The organism is Microaerobacter geothermalis, assembly GCF_021608135.1.
Lineage (GTDB): Bacteria > Bacillota > Bacilli > DSM-22679 > DSM-22679 > Microaerobacter > Microaerobacter geothermalis.
On record NZ_JAKIHL010000017.1, the window covers coordinates 1 to 15,434 of the forward strand.

The 15,434-nt window shown below is 43.2% G+C and carries 16 protein-coding genes and 1 pseudogene; 2 read left to right on the plus strand and 15 right to left on the minus strand.

Annotated elements, in window-relative coordinates; all coding sequences use genetic code 11:
* The 9 genes from L1765_RS08075 to L1765_RS08110 form a co-directional block, all read right to left on the minus strand.
* The coding region (locus L1765_RS08075; protein ID WP_236406206.1) for a transposase at nucleotides 1–682 on the minus strand (682 nt) is incomplete at its 3' end.
* Nucleotides 683–1,293: 611 nt separating this feature from the next.
* On the minus strand, nucleotides 1,294–2,199 hold the full coding sequence (locus L1765_RS08080) for a DNA-3-methyladenine glycosylase family protein (RefSeq protein WP_236406208.1): 906 nt from the start codon (nucleotides 2,197–2,199) through the stop codon (nucleotides 1,294–1,296).
* A gap of 144 nt (nucleotides 2,200–2,343) precedes the next feature.
* Nucleotides 2,344–2,496 (minus strand): RCKP-type rubredoxin-like domain-containing protein, encoded by a 153-nt coding sequence (locus L1765_RS16195; protein WP_407942229.1) that lies wholly within the window; start codon nucleotides 2,494–2,496, stop codon nucleotides 2,344–2,346.
* 36 nt (nucleotides 2,497–2,532) lie between these two features.
* Nucleotides 2,533–2,886 (minus strand): hypothetical protein, encoded by a 354-nt coding sequence (locus L1765_RS08085; protein ID WP_407942230.1) that lies wholly within the window; start codon nucleotides 2,884–2,886, stop codon nucleotides 2,533–2,535.
* 91 nt (nucleotides 2,887–2,977) lie between these two features.
* On the minus strand, nucleotides 2,978–3,781 hold the full coding sequence (locus tag L1765_RS08090) for a GTP pyrophosphokinase (protein ID WP_236406209.1): 804 nt from the start codon (nucleotides 3,779–3,781) through the stop codon (nucleotides 2,978–2,980).
* Between the two features lie 15 nt (nucleotides 3,782–3,796).
* The gene (locus tag L1765_RS08095) at nucleotides 3,797–4,963 is read right to left on the minus strand and encodes an MFS transporter (protein ID WP_236406210.1); all 1,167 of its coding nucleotides are present in this window, start codon (nucleotides 4,961–4,963) and stop codon (nucleotides 3,797–3,799) included.
* 33 nt (nucleotides 4,964–4,996) lie between these two features.
* Nucleotides 4,997–5,941, minus strand: coding sequence for a 4-hydroxy-3-methylbut-2-enyl diphosphate reductase (locus L1765_RS08100; protein WP_236406212.1), 945 nt, complete (start codon nucleotides 5,939–5,941; stop codon nucleotides 4,997–4,999).
* Nucleotides 5,942–5,982: 41 nt separating this feature from the next.
* The gene (locus tag L1765_RS08105) at nucleotides 5,983–6,708 is read right to left on the minus strand and encodes a pseudouridine synthase (protein WP_236406213.1); all 726 of its coding nucleotides are present in this window, start codon (nucleotides 6,706–6,708) and stop codon (nucleotides 5,983–5,985) included.
* Between the two features lie 9 nt (nucleotides 6,709–6,717).
* On the minus strand, nucleotides 6,718–8,130 hold the full coding sequence (locus tag L1765_RS08110) for an RsmF rRNA methyltransferase first C-terminal domain-containing protein (protein WP_236406215.1): 1,413 nt from the start codon (nucleotides 8,128–8,130) through the stop codon (nucleotides 6,718–6,720).
* A gap of 389 nt (nucleotides 8,131–8,519) precedes the next feature.
* Here L1765_RS08110 and L1765_RS16200 point away from each other — a divergent pair.
* Nucleotides 8,520–8,591, plus strand: a pseudogene (locus tag L1765_RS16200) (hypothetical protein); the annotation flags it as partial.
* Nucleotides 8,592–8,612: 21 nt separating this feature from the next.
* Here the strand turns inward: L1765_RS16200 and L1765_RS08115 are convergent.
* The 6 genes from L1765_RS08115 to L1765_RS08140 all read right to left on the minus strand — a co-directional run bounded on the left by L1765_RS08115 (nucleotide 8,613) and on the right by L1765_RS08140 (nucleotide 13,976).
* Nucleotides 8,613–9,332 (minus strand): ABC transporter ATP-binding protein, encoded by a 720-nt coding sequence (locus L1765_RS08115; RefSeq protein ID WP_236406217.1) that lies wholly within the window; start codon nucleotides 9,330–9,332, stop codon nucleotides 8,613–8,615.
* Nucleotides 9,326–10,099, minus strand: a complete 774-nt coding sequence (locus tag L1765_RS08120; RefSeq protein ID WP_236406219.1) for an ABC transporter ATP-binding protein — start codon at nucleotides 10,097–10,099, stop codon at nucleotides 9,326–9,328. Before L1765_RS08120 ends, L1765_RS08115 begins: the two co-directional genes overlap by 7 nt.
* The gene (locus L1765_RS08125; protein WP_236406220.1) at nucleotides 10,099–11,088 is read right to left on the minus strand and encodes a branched-chain amino acid ABC transporter permease; all 990 of its coding nucleotides are present in this window, start codon (nucleotides 11,086–11,088) and stop codon (nucleotides 10,099–10,101) included. The genes L1765_RS08120 and L1765_RS08125 overlap by 1 nt, the downstream gene beginning before the upstream one ends.
* Before the next feature lie 6 nt (nucleotides 11,089–11,094).
* Nucleotides 11,095–11,979 carry a branched-chain amino acid ABC transporter permease gene (locus L1765_RS08130; RefSeq protein ID WP_236406281.1) on the minus strand — a complete coding sequence of 295 codons (885 nt, stop codon included), beginning with the start codon at nucleotides 11,977–11,979 and terminating at the stop codon, nucleotides 11,095–11,097.
* 46 nt (nucleotides 11,980–12,025) lie between these two features.
* Complete coding sequence (locus L1765_RS08135) at nucleotides 12,026–13,231, minus strand: ABC transporter substrate-binding protein (protein WP_236406282.1); 1,206 nt, start codon at nucleotides 13,229–13,231, stop codon at nucleotides 12,026–12,028.
* A 211-nt stretch (nucleotides 13,232–13,442) separates the two neighbouring features.
* A complete protein-coding gene (locus tag L1765_RS08140) occupies nucleotides 13,443–13,976 on the minus strand; it encodes a ferritin-like domain-containing protein (RefSeq protein ID WP_236406222.1) in 534 nt (177 codons plus the stop codon).
* 193 nt (nucleotides 13,977–14,169) lie between these two features.
* Here L1765_RS08140 and L1765_RS08145 point away from each other — a divergent pair, with 193 nt between their 5' ends.
* Nucleotides 14,170–15,405 (plus strand): MDR family MFS transporter, encoded by a 1,236-nt coding sequence (locus tag L1765_RS08145; RefSeq protein ID WP_236406224.1) that lies wholly within the window; start codon nucleotides 14,170–14,172, stop codon nucleotides 15,403–15,405.
* The last annotated feature ends 29 nt before the right edge of the window (nucleotides 15,406–15,434 follow it).

Genomic DNA, 15,434 nt, shown 5'->3' on the forward strand with positions numbered 1-15,434 from the left:
CCTGCATCTGGCTTAGCAATGCATGCCCTTCGGTTATATCCGAAGCAGAGGCTTTTGTGAGCTTGAATGTCACCGGCAGTTCATACGTTGCATCTACCACTAAATGCAGTTTATAGCCAAACCATTTAACGATTTTCTCCCATGGTTTTCCGTTTTCATCCACTCCGCGGTATTCTTTTCTCCCATAGTCCGCATCCATGTCTCGGCGCCCATCTCTCTCTTCGTTCCTGTTCTTGCGTTTGGCAAATGAAGAAATCGCCTTGCTGTCCATCGCCAGATGCTTGCCGAAATCGTGCAGCACCTCACCGATCTGCTGCACGAGTCGGTCAAATATCTCTTCAATCAACGGTTCTTGTTCCATCAGAGATTTCATGAATCGTGTGTAGACCCACGATGGTGGAACTTTATCCCCAAATCCGCACATCTCCCGCAGTTGACCATTGCGACTCAATTCCCGACGCAGTTTCTCCACGCTGTCATGCTGAAATACGATTCCCGCCAAGACGGAATTCCATATCGCGCGTACCGGATAGTCGTCTCGCCCTTTTCCGCGTTTGCGTTCAAGTGCAACCATCAATTCTTCGTCCGGCATGTATTCCAGCACCAGACGCAGGCGTTCCAAATCTCCGAGTGTTTGAATTTCGTTCCACTCAAATAGTTTCAATTGTGGTATAATCGCCATAACAGGTGACCTCCATGGATAAATTTTGTAACTTAGGCAATTACAATTTTACCATAGACGGACTCACCTGTTACCTATTTGTAACCACAAAATGAGGCTGGGGTGGATTTTTGCCTAGCCTCTTTTTTTACTCCTATTAACCCGCATTTTTCCGCTTGTTTTTGGGGTAAAATTTATTTTCGCCTTTCTCTAAACCCTTGTCTCATCTGGTTTCCCGAACATCGCAAATAGCTCTTAATGATTTGCGTCCAGAACACTCGTGTTTTCAACCATGAGATGAATGGACGCTTTTGTCGAAATTCCCTTCTGGAATTGTAAGAAAAAACATGATAAACTGTAATTGAGAACAGATGTTCTTTTGCAACTGAATGATATGGGATTAGTACAGGGAATCATCTGTACTGTAAAATCATTCGTGTACGAAGCCGAAGTCCAGTAGGCATAATAAAGTATGCGTAGGGTAGGAACTACCCGAAGTTACGCCTGTGGAGATATGAACACTCGTTGGAGGTTTAAGGGATCCGTTCTTTAGACTTGAGCAGTCCTGAATCAGTTCCCTTGACGAACTCGACTAGCGAACGTGTGAATCTTTAATTCCGTCTATACTAATCCTAGGAATCTGCTAAACTTTCCCACAAATAAAAGGTTGCATAGCTTCTCCACGGACTCCAGTCTTCCCCAAGTTTCCTTACATATTCTTCGTCAGGTTGTGAATCCAAACCAAATACTTTTTTGACTCCATTTCTTAATCCAATATCTGCAGCGGGCAAAACATCCGTCCTTCCCATTCCGAACATCATCAGACATTCCACGGTCCACCTGCCTATTCCCCTTAACGGGAGAAGCTGAGAAAACACTTCTTGGTCCGATAAGTGATAAAGACGGTCTAAATTGACCGCGCCTCTTTCGACCGATTTGGCAAAATCGATGACATACTCAGCCTTTCGCTGGCTAAACTGCATCTGACGCAATTGATCTGGAGCAATGGATGCCATTCTTTCAGGAGAAGGAAATACCGGAAAAATCTCTCCTTCCCATTCCAGGGTTTCTCCGAAGGTATCAATCACCCGCTGGGTTAAGGCAGCTGCAAAGGGGAGATTTAGCTGCTGACTTATAATCGTCTTCACCATACATTCGAAAAGATCCGGCTCCAATAGAAAGCGAAGTCCATAGAAAGACTGAATCAGCGGCTTCATTTGAGGACTTCCCTCCATCTTCTCATAAAATTGGTGAAGAGGGATATCTATGGAAAACATTCTTTTGATCATAGTGATTCCTTTCTCCAGTTCCTTTGGAGAAAGGAATTCATGACCGGTATGAAACTGTACTTCAAGGGACGGACCCAATTCGGTTTCTAAATATTGAACAGAGAATAAAATCAGTTGTTGATTCAAACGAATTACCCGATATAACCGATGGTCCAGTTCTCTATACAAATGGGCTTGTTTGGTTCGCAAAAGGCGTTTTTTCATTTTATTAAAATCAAATGGCGGGGTGGGATACAATATGGTTTTCATTTCAAAATCCTTTCTATAGATCAAAAACTAAAGATTTACACGTTCCCTTTCCTATATCATACTATATCATGGAGATTCAGTCGGGAGAAAAATGAAAAAAGGAAGGGAATTCCCCTTCCTAACCTCTCATTATTCATATGATGCTTATTCAACTTTTTCAAAGGTATTCTGCGAGCCACAATTTGGACACTTCCTTGGTTTACAGCGCCCTTCCTTCGTTGATCCGCAGCTTGTACATTTAAAAACAGCCATCCCTTTTACCTCCCTGTCATGTTTATATGATTTATGGATGCCCATTACACCAAGCTATAACACCATTATATATCAATGGAATCATTCTCCCATTTGGTTTTTTACTTCCTCTCTCTCTTTCCCGTCCCCTTCATACCAGTGATCCAGCACTTCACTGTGCATTACTTTGCCCGCAATATATTCTACTTGCTGTTGGGTGAAATGCTCAGGCCAGTAAACACCCAATTCATCAGCCAGCTTCACAATGGTAAGGAGTTCAGACCATGCAACATACCGCTTATACCAGAAAAACTGGGGATGTTCACTAATATAGGGGTACAAATCATCAAATTCAGTCCTTTTGCAATCAAGAGCTCTTTCAAATTGACGTTTAGCTGTAAGAAGCTTATTTATGATAAATTCCCCAATATCCACTTGATTCTGTTTATTCTCCACGACTGACACCTCCCCCTATCTTATTTAAAAAACATTATACCATGATAGGAGACTAAAGGGTATGGAAGAATATTTAAGTTCTCCGTAAGTATTAAGAATCACCGTTCATAGAATTTAACTTACCATTCATCTCATCACGGAGCCTTCTCAGCTCATGGATATCTCCCATCTCCCACAACTGGTTAAATCGTTCCTGGAAAAAGGAAGCTTCACTAACATGACCTTGGCGATAAAGCTGATGAATCGACTGAAGGATATTGGATACCAGCTGGGATTTGATTTCAAACAGTTTCTGCGCCTCTTTAATCTCTTCTCTGATTTCCGACATCTCTTGGTCTAAAAGATAAGCGGCTTCCGCTGCTTTTTTTAAGCGACTCCTAACTTTTTCAGGAATGTTCTTGCGATACTTATAGTTAAGAGAATGTTCAATGGTCGCCCAGAAATTCATGGCTAATGTTCGTATTTGAATCTCTGCCAAGATCCATCTTTCTCCCTCTGCCGTTTGGACGGGATAATTGATAATGATATGATAGCTTCGATATCCGCTTTCCTTCTGATTGCTTACATAGTCCTTTTCATAAACAATGATGAGGTCCTTTCCGTTTCGCTGATGGATCATTTCAACCATTTTTTGGATATCCTCCACAAATTGGCACATGATGCGAATGCCCGCAATATCCTCTATTCCAGTTTCCAATTGATCCATAGGGACCTGAAGTTTTCTTGCTTTTTCCAGAATACTGGAGACTTTTTTCACCCGACCAGTAACAAATTCAATCGGTGAATATTCGTCTTTTTTTCTTAATTCACTTCTGATGCTGCGAAATTTAACTTTTAATTCTTCTACAGCCTGTTCATAGGGTATGAGGAATTTATCCCAGTCTCTTATTTCCATAAACCCATCCCCCATTTATTTCACTTGCTCCATAGGAGCGGCGTGGTATTTTATTCTTGCCCATATCATCGGCAAGATGCCTGTTAATGTCACAACAGTAAACAAGATATAGGTAGCATAAATATGAAACGTTTCATATACCATCCCGCCGAAAAAGTTAAAAGCCATCGTTCCCAATCCATTACCCATTGAAGCATAAATAGCCAATGCAGTCACCTGTAATTCCGGCGGTGTATTCTCCCTGACATATGTGGCGGCGGCAGCTAAATACAATCCCACAGATATTCCCTGTAAAAAGAAAATAGAAATCATTACTATGGGTGCTGCACCCATTGCATAAATAACCCAACGAAGGGCGGAGACAACCCCCGCCAATATAATCGTTTCTTCAATTCCTAATTTACGGATCATTTTCCCTGACCATCTCATAAAAGGAGCTTCACTTCCCACAGCGAGAAGAAATAAAATCCCAACTCCTATAATAGACCCACCTACATCCTGATACAACAGTCCCAAATAAGTATTATTAGCATTGATAGGGCCAAAGATAAAAAAAGCACTGGGTAAGAACAACAAGTACCGTTTATATGTCCTTAAATTTTTGATTCCTTCCCAAATCTTCGGCCTTTCAATCCTTTGACCTACTGGCAGCCCTCTCATCAGGATTCCGGAGAGTAAAAAGGATACAGAAAATAACAGAAAAATGGAATGAACGGATGTCCACTCTATCACGTAACCGGAAACAAAAACAGCCACAGCAAAGCCAACAGAACCCCAAAGACGCATATTCCCATAGTCCACATAATGTTGATGACTATAGGTTAATGCCACATGATCTGACAAAGGAACAAGGGAACTTTGAAAAAATTGTATGACGATCATCAACATCAGGTATACATAAAATGAATTCGCCCAAAAAAACAAAATCGAAAAGAAACTGGCAAAAATAACAGATAAGATATAAATAAACCTTTCTGCCTGAAACTTGTCAGCAATCATTCCCCATATGGGCTGCATCATAATTGCGACAACGGGACCTAATGCCATAATGGTTCCTATTTCAATCCCCGACAGGCCAACATCCCGGAAGTAGGTGGACAAAAAGGGATATAGTGCCCCAAATCCATAAAATAACGTAAAAAATAAACCATTAATTCTCCAATACAGGGCATTACCTGACATTTTTATATATTCCCTTCTATTAATAAATATGACTTACTTTATCCTATCTTTTACCGTTGGCAGTATCTTTTTATTTCCTGTCCTTTTAGGAGTCCACGTTTCAGGATTCCTTTCATCAAACTGTTCAAGATATTGAATGACTTCCTTCGTAATCGGAGTTGGAGTTGAAGCTCCAGCAGTAACCGCCACTTTTTGAACGCCAAACAGCCATTCCTTCCTGATCTCGGTGACATCTCCCACCCGGTAAGCCTTTACTCCGGCAATCTCTTCCGCCACCTGGGCCAATCGATTGGAGTTATTGCTTCTTGGATCCCCCACGACAATGACCAAATCGCAGCCTTTGGCCTGTTCAGCCACCGCCTCCTGTCGCAATTGGGTGGCCAGACAAATTTCATTATGGACTTCTGCCTTGGGATATTTTTTTAATACGGCGTTTATGATATCGGCAACATCCCATTGACTCATGGTTGTCTGATTGGTCACCAAAATTTTATCACCCTCAACTGCTAATTGAGCAGCTTCTTCCGCTGAACTGATTAGCGCGACATGATCGGGTGCTACTCCAATGGCTCCTTCCGGTTCAGGATGCCCCTTTTTTCCGATGTAAATCACTTGGTATCCTTCAGCTACCTTTTCCCTGATTAAATCATGGGTCCTGGTCACATCAGGACAAGTGGCATCAACGATAGTTAATCCCTTTTCCCTTGCCTTATTTCTCACGGCTGGAGAAATTCCATGGGCGGTAAAAATTACGGTCCCTTTTTCCACTTGATCCAGTAACGCAAGACGGTCATCCCCATCAAGGGTGATGATTCCTTCCTCCTTAAACGCTTCCACCACATGTTGGTTGTGGACAATCATTCCCAATATGTAAATTGGACGCGGCAAATCCAAATTTTTTACCGCCTGCTGTGCCAAAACCATTGCATCAACTACCCCGTAGCAATATCCGCGAGGAGAGACTTTTACAATCTCCATTTTTGTTTTCCTCCTTCGCCCCTGTCTCCCTTTATTGTAGTTTATGTTGATCTGCCCTTCAACATTTCCAGTTCATTTTCAGTCAGTTCCCGAAAATCCCCAGGATAAAGCTCAGGATCTAGCGTAAGGGGACCCATGGAGATCCTTTTCAAATGGACCACTTTTTTATGTACTGCTTCAAACATTCTTTTTACTTGATGAAACTTTCCTTCATAGATCGTCAATTCAATCCTTGACCGACGTGTTAATTCATCCACTTCCAATATTCTTAATTCAGAGGGAAGGGTTTCATATCCGTCATCCAGAGTAACGCCTCTGCGAAAAATATGGATATCATTCTGGGTCACGACCCCTGACACATCTGCGATATAGGTTTTTGGAACATGCTTTTTGGGAGATAACAGTTCGTGGGTCAATTTTCCGTCATTAGTTATAAGAAGAAGTCCTTCCGTATCCTTATCCAGGCGTCCTACCGGAAAGACTTGAAAGGGCAGATATTCCTCTGGAAGCAAATCGATTACTGTTCTTTCCACCAAATCCTCCGTCGCCGATATCACCCCTTTGGGCTTATTCATCATCAGATAAACAAACTCCCTGTATTGCACACTCTCCCCATATATTTCAATCCGTTGCTTTTCCGGATGAACATGAACGGAGCTATCTTTGATCACCTGACCATCTACTAAAACAACGCCTTGTTTCATTAACTTTTTGATCTCTTTTCTCGTTCCGTACCCCATATGGGACAACAGCTTATCCAACCTCATATTTTCCTCCTATCCCACCCATCGCCATCCGGGTGGATACTCATTTTTCAGTTGACCGGACACCCTTTTTCCCCATCCCAAAGGAAAACCCTCGACGCCAATTCCTATCCAACCATTTTCTCCTTCTACAAATAGGGTTTCACCCTTTAGATACCGAGTCAGATCTGAATCATCCGAGGAAAAATTGATGGTTTTACGAATGTCATGCAAAGGTAATCCCATGATCAATCCGTGGCTGGGTTCAAAGCGGTTTTTCTTTAACGTTCCGATGTGCCATCCTCCCCGAACCACCCGTAATCCTTTTAAATCAGGGAGCTGATCCGGTTGAATCAGAATATGATCCTTAAATTTTACGAAACGATCCGCATCAAATAAACGACTGCCAATTATCGTTTGTTTCATAAACTGATCAATCCATTCTTTTTCCTGCTTTGTCAATACATCCTGATTTCTATTCTTTAGTTGACTACCAGATATCTCCCTTTCCCGGATCTTCTCCTGTACAATGAGGGACTCTTCTGATTTCTCCAACAGGGCCATATAATGACCTTCTCCCTTTATCTGATGGGGCCAAAGTCTCACGGTCTTCTCCATGGGGAAATCGGTGTTTGCCCAGTCTTTTCTTCCAGGTGAAAACCCGTCTCGTAGTGATATGTCAATCAATCGAAATTCATCATGCTTCTCCAAAAACTGCGCAATCATCCCTTCATTTTCTTCAGGCGAAAAGGTGCAAGTAGAATAAAGTAGTTTTCCCCCGGGACGAAGCATTGGAATCGCTTGCTCCAATATACTTTTTTGTTTTACCATACATGCTTCTACGGAATGAACATCCCAGCTTTTGATCATATCCGGTTCCTTGCGAAACATCCCTTCTCCTGAACAGGGAGCATCAATCAGGATTTTGTCAAAGTAGGAAGGGAATACTTTAGCTAAACGGTCTGGAGTTTCATTGGTAACAATGGCATTGGTCACTCCATACAGCTCTATATTTTTGAGAAGCGCTTTGGCCCGGTCTGGATGATTATCGTTTGCCACCAAAAGACCTTTTCCTTTTAAACCGGCTGCCAATTGAATTGTTTTACCTCCCGGGGCGGCACAAAGGTCAAGAATCTTCTCTCCAGGCTGTGCATCCAGTATTTCAGCCGGGGCCATGGCACTGGGTTCCTGTATGTAATATAAGCCGGCATGATAAAATGGATGTTTGCCCGGCCTCTCCCCTTCTTCATAATAGAAACCATCTCTGGTCCAGGGGACCGGATGAAGTTTAAAGGGAGAAATCTTTAGAAAAGTTTCTACTGACACTTTCAAAGTGTTGATTCGCAATCCATAAAGCCTTGGATTTTGATATGATGAAACAAACGACTGGAATTCATTACCTAATAATTGCTTCATTTTATCCAGAAAGTCTTGAGGCAATAACATGACGGAACCCCTTTACTTTACCCTTTAATTGATCTTGTCTTATTCTACCACTTGTGTTCAAATTTTTCTCCCGTCGTTTTGGAACAATTTTTCCGTTTCTTTCGTCTAAAGTGGTGGAACGAAATATTTACACGTCCACTCTGTAACTATAGATCCGGAACTTAAGATTTACACGTCTGCTTGTCGAGTTCGGCCCAGATGTGATCCATGTCCGCTTCCAGTCTAAAGAACGGAGCCATCAAAAACATCTGGGTATTTCAAAGATGGAGTCAGTTTGACGGCTAATTCCCGTTCTTTAGCCTCTCCGCTATACAGTCGATTTCCTCGGAGCAGCCTTCCCCTTCTAATCCCACATCACAAACTACAGCAGGTGATATTGTGCCAAAGAACTTACTTTCCCCAGCGGTCAAAAATTTGACTTTATCATAAAAGATGAAAATGGAAAGCCAATTTTGAAGTGAAATAAACAGCGAAGAACCGACCTATGCTGAATGGTCGGTTCTTCCGCCTAAGTATGCTTCTTTCACTCTCTCATTGTTTAATAATTCCCTGGAGGTTCCGCTTGCCACCAATTTACCGGTTTCCAACACATATCCCCGATGGGCTATTTTTAACGCCTGTCTCACATTCTGCTCTACCAGAAGAATGGTTGTCCCTTCCTGATTAATTTCCTTGATAATCCTGAAGATATCTGATACAACAAGGGGGGCTAATCCCATGGATGGTTCATCCAGGAGCAGAAGCTTGGGTCTAGCCATTAACGCTCGGGCTATGGCAAGCATTTGCTGCTGCCCGCCGGAAAGTGTTCCACCCAACTGTGATTTTCTTTCCCTTAAAATGGGGAATCTCTCCATTACGGTTTCAATATCCCTTTTCACTTCAGCATCCTTCCGATGATAAGCACCCATTTCCAAATTTTCCAAGACTGTCATTCTGGATAAAATCGCTCTCCCCTCAGGGACCAGTACAATTCCCTTTCTAACGAGTTGATCTGCCCTCAATGAAGTGACATCCTCTCCGTGAAAGGTGATGGTTCCTTTTTTCGGTTTCAAGGCCCCGGCTATGGTTTTCATGGTGGTGGTTTTTCCGGCTCCATTGGCCCCTATGATGGTAATAATATCACCTTCGGGAACCTCCAATTCGATCCCTTTAAGCGCCTGTATATTCCCGTAATAGGTCTCTAACCCTCGTACCTTCAGCATGCTTCTTCATCCTCTTCCTTCCCCAAATACGCTTCAATCACCTGAGGGTCATTTTGGATTTCTTCAGGCCTTCCTTCGGCAATCTTTTCTCCAAAATTAAGGACAGCCATCCGGTCACATACTTTCATGACCAAATCCATGTCGTGTTCGATCAGCAATACCGTAATACCCATGGATTGAATCTTTTTCATCAGATGAAACAATTCTTCCGTTTCACTTTCATTCATTCCTGCAGCCGGTTCGTCGAGAAGAATCAGTCGGGGGCTGCTGGCCAATGCCCTGGCAATCTCCAGTCTTCTCTGCTGGCCATAGGATAAATTTTTTGAAATCTGATCCTTACATTCCATGAGTCCCACCAATTCAAGCAATTCCCTGGCCTTCTTCCTTGATTCTTCCTCTTCAAGCCGTTGTTTCTTCGTTCTCAGGACACTGGACCAAACACCTGCCTTCGTTCGGCAATGTTCTCCCACCATGACATTTTCCAGTGCAGTCATCTGATGAAACAGGCGGATATTTTGAAAAGTACGACAAATTCCCAAGAATGTAACCTGATAAGGTTTTTTCCCGTGAATCGGTTCGCCATTAAAAAAAATTTCGCCGGAAGTCGGAGGAATCATGGAAGTAATCACATTAAACATGGTGGTTTTCCCTGCTCCGTTAGGTCCAATCAGCCCAAAAATCTCCCCCTGGTCTACTGAAAACGAAACATTGGAAAGAGCAGCCAACCCACCAAAAGAACGGGAAATCTCATTCACTTCTAAGAGCATTATGCTTCCTCCTTTCTATCCTGATTAAAACCTTTATTTGCGGAAGATGATTTGGAGGAAGAAAATTTATCCTTGATCCATCGAATAAGTTGAACATCGATGAGCCCCTGAGGCCGCACAGCCATCATCAACACGATTAATGCCCCATAGATAAGCAACCGATAGTCACTGGCTGAACGAAGGACCTCCGGAAGAGAGGTTAAAAATGCGGCACCAAAGATAGGTCCAATGATCACTTCACTTCCGCCAAAGACAGCAAATATCAAGATTTCCACCGCCCGATGGTAGGAGAAGTCTGCCGGATTAATAAACGTAGTGGTATGGGCATATAAGGCTCCTGCCAATCCGGCAACAAAAGCTCCTTGACTAAAAGCAAGGATTTTGTAGTAGGTGGTGTAAATTCCCATGGCTTCTGCAGCATCTTCATCAGCACAGATGGAAGAGTAGGCCCGACCCACCCGGGATTGACTTTGACGGACAAAAAACCACACGAGAAATACGACAATCACAAGCAAGACCAGCACAATGATTAAATTGGTTAGCTGATTGGCCTTTAATCCCAGATCCTTGGCCGTAATCCCCAGTCCCTTTAACAATCCGGCAATTTCCCGTCCAATTTGTGGAATACCTGGCAATCCGGATGCCCCGTTCGTATATTCCCAGTTATTTAGCAGAACCCTCACCACTTCTCCAAATCCCAAGGTGGCAATAGCCAAATAAACCCCTTTAAGACGAAGGGTAGGAATTCCCACCAATACTCCGGCAATTCCTGCAAGAATGGCCCCTGAAACAATCCCTACAGGCATGGGAGCAGAAAATTTGATGGTCAATATGGCGGAAGTGTACGCTCCAATCGCCATAAACCCTGCATTTCCCAAGGACAGTTGTCCGGTTGCCAATGTAATGTATATACTGATCCCCAGAATAATATTGATGAGAATAAAAGAAAAAATTTGGAGATAATACGGATTAAGAATGGTATCTATCATTACATTTCACCGCCTAACCCCTGGTAATTTTTCCCCGAAAATTCCCTGGGGTCTGACAAGGAGAATCACGATGATAATCAGGAAGGCAATCGCATCCCGGTAACCGGAATCCCCATAAGCAACGCTAAAAACTTCGGTAATTCCCAAAATTAATCCACCGACCATCGCTCCGTTTACGTTTCCCATTCCGCCAAGGATGATAATGGCCAACCCCTTTAGTCCCATAGATAATCCCATCTGCGGAGAAACCGCATTAAACGCCATTCCCACCAATACTCCGGCAATTCCTCCCATGGCTGAAGCGATCACGACCGTTAGTGTAATCATTCGACCGGTATTTACTCCCAACAAACCGGCGGTCTCCATATTTTCAGCCGTCGCCCGCAGGGCCTTGCCAGCTTTTGTTTTTCCTAACCATATTTGCAAACCAACCATAAGGGCTACTGAAATGAAAAATATCGTGATTTGTACCAGATAAATCTTTACATTTCCAATTTCGTAGCTGATTTCGGCAAATGATACCGGGAATGGTTGGGTTTCGGCACCAAACAGCTTATGGGCCAGATTTTCAAGAATAATGGAAACTCCAATCGTGCTGATTAAAGGGGCAAGGTGGGAGACGCCCGCCCTCCTCCGCAAGGGATTAAGGGCGATGCGCTCCATGAGAAGTCCCAAGAAAGCTGTCACAATGATTGCTCCAATCATTGCAATCCAAAGAGGAACCTTGAAAGTGGTAATCATCATTAACCCAATAAAAGCACCAAACATGAAGATGGCGCCATGGGCCATGTTTATGATTTCAAGGACCCCAAAAACAAGGGTATATCCTAGTGCAACAATCGCATAAATGCTTCCCAATGTCAGTCCATTGACCAACTGCTGCAAAAACAAAGTCCTCACCTACCCCGTCTATGAAATGTCCGTTTGTAAGTTCCAACTACTTAAATTCTACAAATTTGCCGTCCTTAATGGTTAAAATCACCGGATCCATTACCGGATCACGATTTTCATCAAATGCAAATTTACCGGTGACACCATCAAAATCTTTTACTCCCGCTAAAGCATCACGCAATGCGTCTCTGTCCGATGGATCTTCAATTTGAAGAAGGGCTTCCGCCATAATCCTCAAAGCATCATAGGCCTGGGCCGCAAATTGGTCTGGCTTCTTGCCATATTTCCCTTCGTACTTTTTCACAAATTCCTGAACCGCCGGAACCTCTCTTTCCGGGAACCATGGACTTGCCACCAGTATGCCTTCGGCAGCCTGGCCAGCGACTTTACTTACCTGAGGCGAATTAAAACCATTCCCTCCAACAACAGGAACATTAAGACCCAGTTTTCTGGCCTGATCAAGAATGAGACCTCCTTCTTTATATAAAGCAGATACAAAAATAGCATCCGGATTAAGGGATTGGATCTTGGTTAATTGCGCCTTAAAATCAGCATCTCCAGTAGAAAATTTTTCAATGGTCAAAATCTCCAGTCCCATTTTTTCTGATGTTGCCTGCATGGTTTCAAAACCGGACTTGGTGAAATCATCGTCTGCACCGTACATTAATGCGACTTTTTTAATTCCAAAGGCGTCTACTGCTTTTTTAATTGCAGCAGGAATGGCCAGTGATTCAGGCAGGGCATTGCGGAATACGTATTCGCCAATATCCGTAATTCCCTTCGCCGTTGTAGAAGTACCCATGATGGGAACACCAGCTGCATTGGCTTCGGGACCTACTACAAACATTTCACTGCTTAGGGTTGGACCAAGAATCGCCACAACCTCATCGGAATTTATTAATTTTTGGGCAGCATTCAGGGCCTGATCCCTTTTTCCTGCAGAATCCTCAATAATCAATTCAACTTTTAATTTTCCTTGGTTTTGTTCATTCAGCTCTTCCTGGGCCATTTTAAACCCGTTGGTTATCGCTTCCCCATAAGCAGCTCCGTCACCGGTTAACCAGGATATGACACCAATTTTGGCCACTTTTTCTTCGGTAGAAGCGCTTTCATTGGTACTGGAGGGAGCAGAATTTCCAGAACTTTGATCCCCACCGGCAGGGGCAGATTCCTTGCTTCCACATCCGGCCAATAAGAGGAACGAGAGAATCAGAATAGACAAAAACATCCATCCTCTCTTTCCTCCCCACATGGATTTTTGATTTGGATAAAACAACTTCAATTTAAAAACCCCCTTTTTTATTTATTAATTTTGCAAATATATCTAATATTCTACATAATGTTTTTCTCATATTCAAATGATTTCTAAGATTCATATCAAAGAAAAAAATCCCTCGGTGGAGGGATTTCAGGATAAAAGATATGAAGGGAACGAGGTCCACCTCTTTGATTGACAGATTCTTTTAGTGAACGGTGTCAATTAAATAAGCAAATCTGACTTGATGCTCCATTTCATCGGTCATAATTTCAAACAGCACATCCCTCTTTCTCCTGTCTTGAACAGACAAATACATTCTCCTGTACAATTCCGCAGCTTCCAGTTCACCATCCAATGCTTTTTCAAGGCCTTCCCGGTAGGTTGTAAATCTTACCGGAGTAAAACGGATATCTGGTCTTCTCCCTGTTAGTTGAACATACAGGTTCGTAAGCATCCGAAGGTGCTTTTTCTCGTCATTCCGAATATGAGTTAAGTAGTTTACATGCCGTTGATTGGGAGCCATTTCAATCAGACGTTTATAAAAATCGATGGCTTGGGCTTCTCCGTTTATTGCTTCTCTAAGATCCTGTATGAACAACGGACTAACCATGGGGGACGGCATTCCGGGCGTCGGCATCATCCCAGGTGATTGCATCATTCCTGGAGTCATCATGTCAAGAGATGTCATCAACTCCGGGTGGGAATAGGGATTCATTGAGGATTGACGATAACGGCTCATGAAGTACCTCCTTAGTACATTTTCCCCCATAGTTTATTCATCCTCACTGTTCATGAACATAGATAAATACACATTTTCGGTCCATTTCTATAGCTGCGAAACTAAAGAAGTTCACGTCAGGATATTGTTCGATTCTCGAAAAAAAGATATAATCCACTTATTCACTCACCAGTTCAGCAGAAAGGAATTTTCCATGGAACGTTTAAGAGTTTTTTTCCATTCTTATCACCCCGTTGTCTGGGCGCTACTGCTGGGAACAATCATAGCCAGATCAGCTAGTTTCATGGCCTTGCCTTTCCTCGCAGTGTATCTGTCCAGGACAACGGAAATGAGTCCGATCCTGATTGGTCTAACCATCGGAATGGGACCTTTGGCAGGAACCATTGGGAGCTTTATTGGGGGAAACCTGTCAGACCGCTTTGGCCGGAAAGTGATTATGCTTTCTGCTCTTTTTGCCTGGTCCGGTGTATTTGTTGGCTTTGGGTTATCCGCTCACCCCATGGCATTTGTTCTTCTCAATGCTGTGAATGGGTTATGCCGATCCTTCTTTGAACCGACCAGCCAGGCACTGATTGCTGACTTAACTCCTAGAGAGAAAAGAATGAAGGCATTCGGCATGCGGTATACAGCGATTAACATTGGGGCAACAGTAGGTCCTCTTATTGGAGCCTATTTAGGAATGATTTCTGCCAGCCTTGCATTTTTTATCACCGCCGGGGTGTATCTCGTTTACGCTGTTTCATTGCTCGTGCTGATGTCCACTGTAACCATACAAAACCCTTCTCCTTCAAGGGAAGCGGTCACCCTCCGTTCAGCTCTTCGGGTTGTAAAAAATGATATTCCCTTGCGATATTTCATTTTGGGCGGAGTACTGGTGAATCTGGGATATTCACAGGTAGAGTCAACCCTTCCTCAATATTTGGAAGGATTTATTGACAATGGTGTTCTGCTTTATTCCATTCTTCTTTCCACAAACGCAATTACCGTTGTCATCCTCCAAATTCCCATCAGCCATTGGGCAGAAAAACGTTCTTTAATGAGAGTCATGGTTGTAGGCAGTTTCCTCTTTTCCATCGGATACATGGGATTTGCCATTTTCCAAAACTGGACGGGGCTTATTGCATCAATGGTCATCTTAACTTTGGGGGAAATTCTCCTTTTCCCATCAGGTAGTATTTTCATCGATCAATTGGCGGGAGAGCAATTACGGGGAACTTATTTTGGGGCCAGTGGTTTCCGGTCTCTGGGATTCTTTCTTGGCTCATGGATCGGGGGATATATCTTGCAGGGAATAGGGGGTTCTGGTTTATTCTGGATCATCTCCTTCGTGGCAGCCAGCAGTTCTATTTTTTATTACTTAGGCCAGAGAAAATTCCTGGATGAACAAATGACTAAAAACAAAGCCCCAAAGGGACTTTCCCTCCCTTAGGGGCTTCCATCAGTGAATTCTTCTAATTG

Excerpts from the sequence above, each read along its gene's own strand:
- L1765_RS16195 (WP_407942229.1), bottom strand. The coding sequence starts at position 2,496 with ATGGGCATCCATAAATCATATAAACATGACAGGGAGGTAAAAGGGATG.
- L1765_RS08080 (WP_236406208.1), bottom strand. The coding sequence starts at position 2,199 with ATGAAAACCATATTGTATCCCACCCCGCCATTTGATTTTAATAAAATG.
- L1765_RS08120 (WP_236406219.1), bottom strand. The coding sequence starts at position 10,099 with ATGCTCTTAGAAGTGAATGAGATTTCCCGTTCTTTTGGTGGGTTGGCT.
- L1765_RS08125 (WP_236406220.1), bottom strand. The coding sequence starts at position 11,088 with ATGATAGATACCATTCTTAATCCGTATTATCTCCAAATTTTTTCTTTT.
- L1765_RS08140 (WP_236406222.1), bottom strand. The coding sequence starts at position 13,976 with ATGAGCCGTTATCGTCAATCCTCAATGAATCCCTATTCCCACCCGGAG.
- L1765_RS08090 (WP_236406209.1), bottom strand. The coding sequence starts at position 3,781 with ATGGAAATAAGAGACTGGGATAAATTCCTCATACCCTATGAACAGGCT.
- L1765_RS08145 (WP_236406224.1), top strand. The coding sequence starts at position 14,170 with ATGGAACGTTTAAGAGTTTTTTTCCATTCTTATCACCCCGTTGTCTGG.
- L1765_RS08095 (WP_236406210.1), bottom strand. The coding sequence starts at position 4,963 with ATGTCAGGTAATGCCCTGTATTGGAGAATTAATGGTTTATTTTTTACG.
- L1765_RS08100 (WP_236406212.1), bottom strand. The coding sequence starts at position 5,941 with ATGGAGATTGTAAAAGTCTCTCCTCGCGGATATTGCTACGGGGTAGTT.
- L1765_RS08105 (WP_236406213.1), bottom strand. The coding sequence starts at position 6,708 with ATGAGGTTGGATAAGCTGTTGTCCCATATGGGGTACGGAACGAGAAAA.
- L1765_RS08115 (WP_236406217.1), bottom strand. The coding sequence starts at position 9,332 with ATGCTGAAGGTACGAGGGTTAGAGACCTATTACGGGAATATACAGGCG.
- L1765_RS08135 (WP_236406282.1), bottom strand. The coding sequence starts at position 13,231 with ATGTGGGGAGGAAAGAGAGGATGGATGTTTTTGTCTATTCTGATTCTC.
- L1765_RS08110 (WP_236406215.1), bottom strand. The coding sequence starts at position 8,130 with ATGTTATTGCCTCAAGACTTTCTGGATAAAATGAAGCAATTATTAGGT.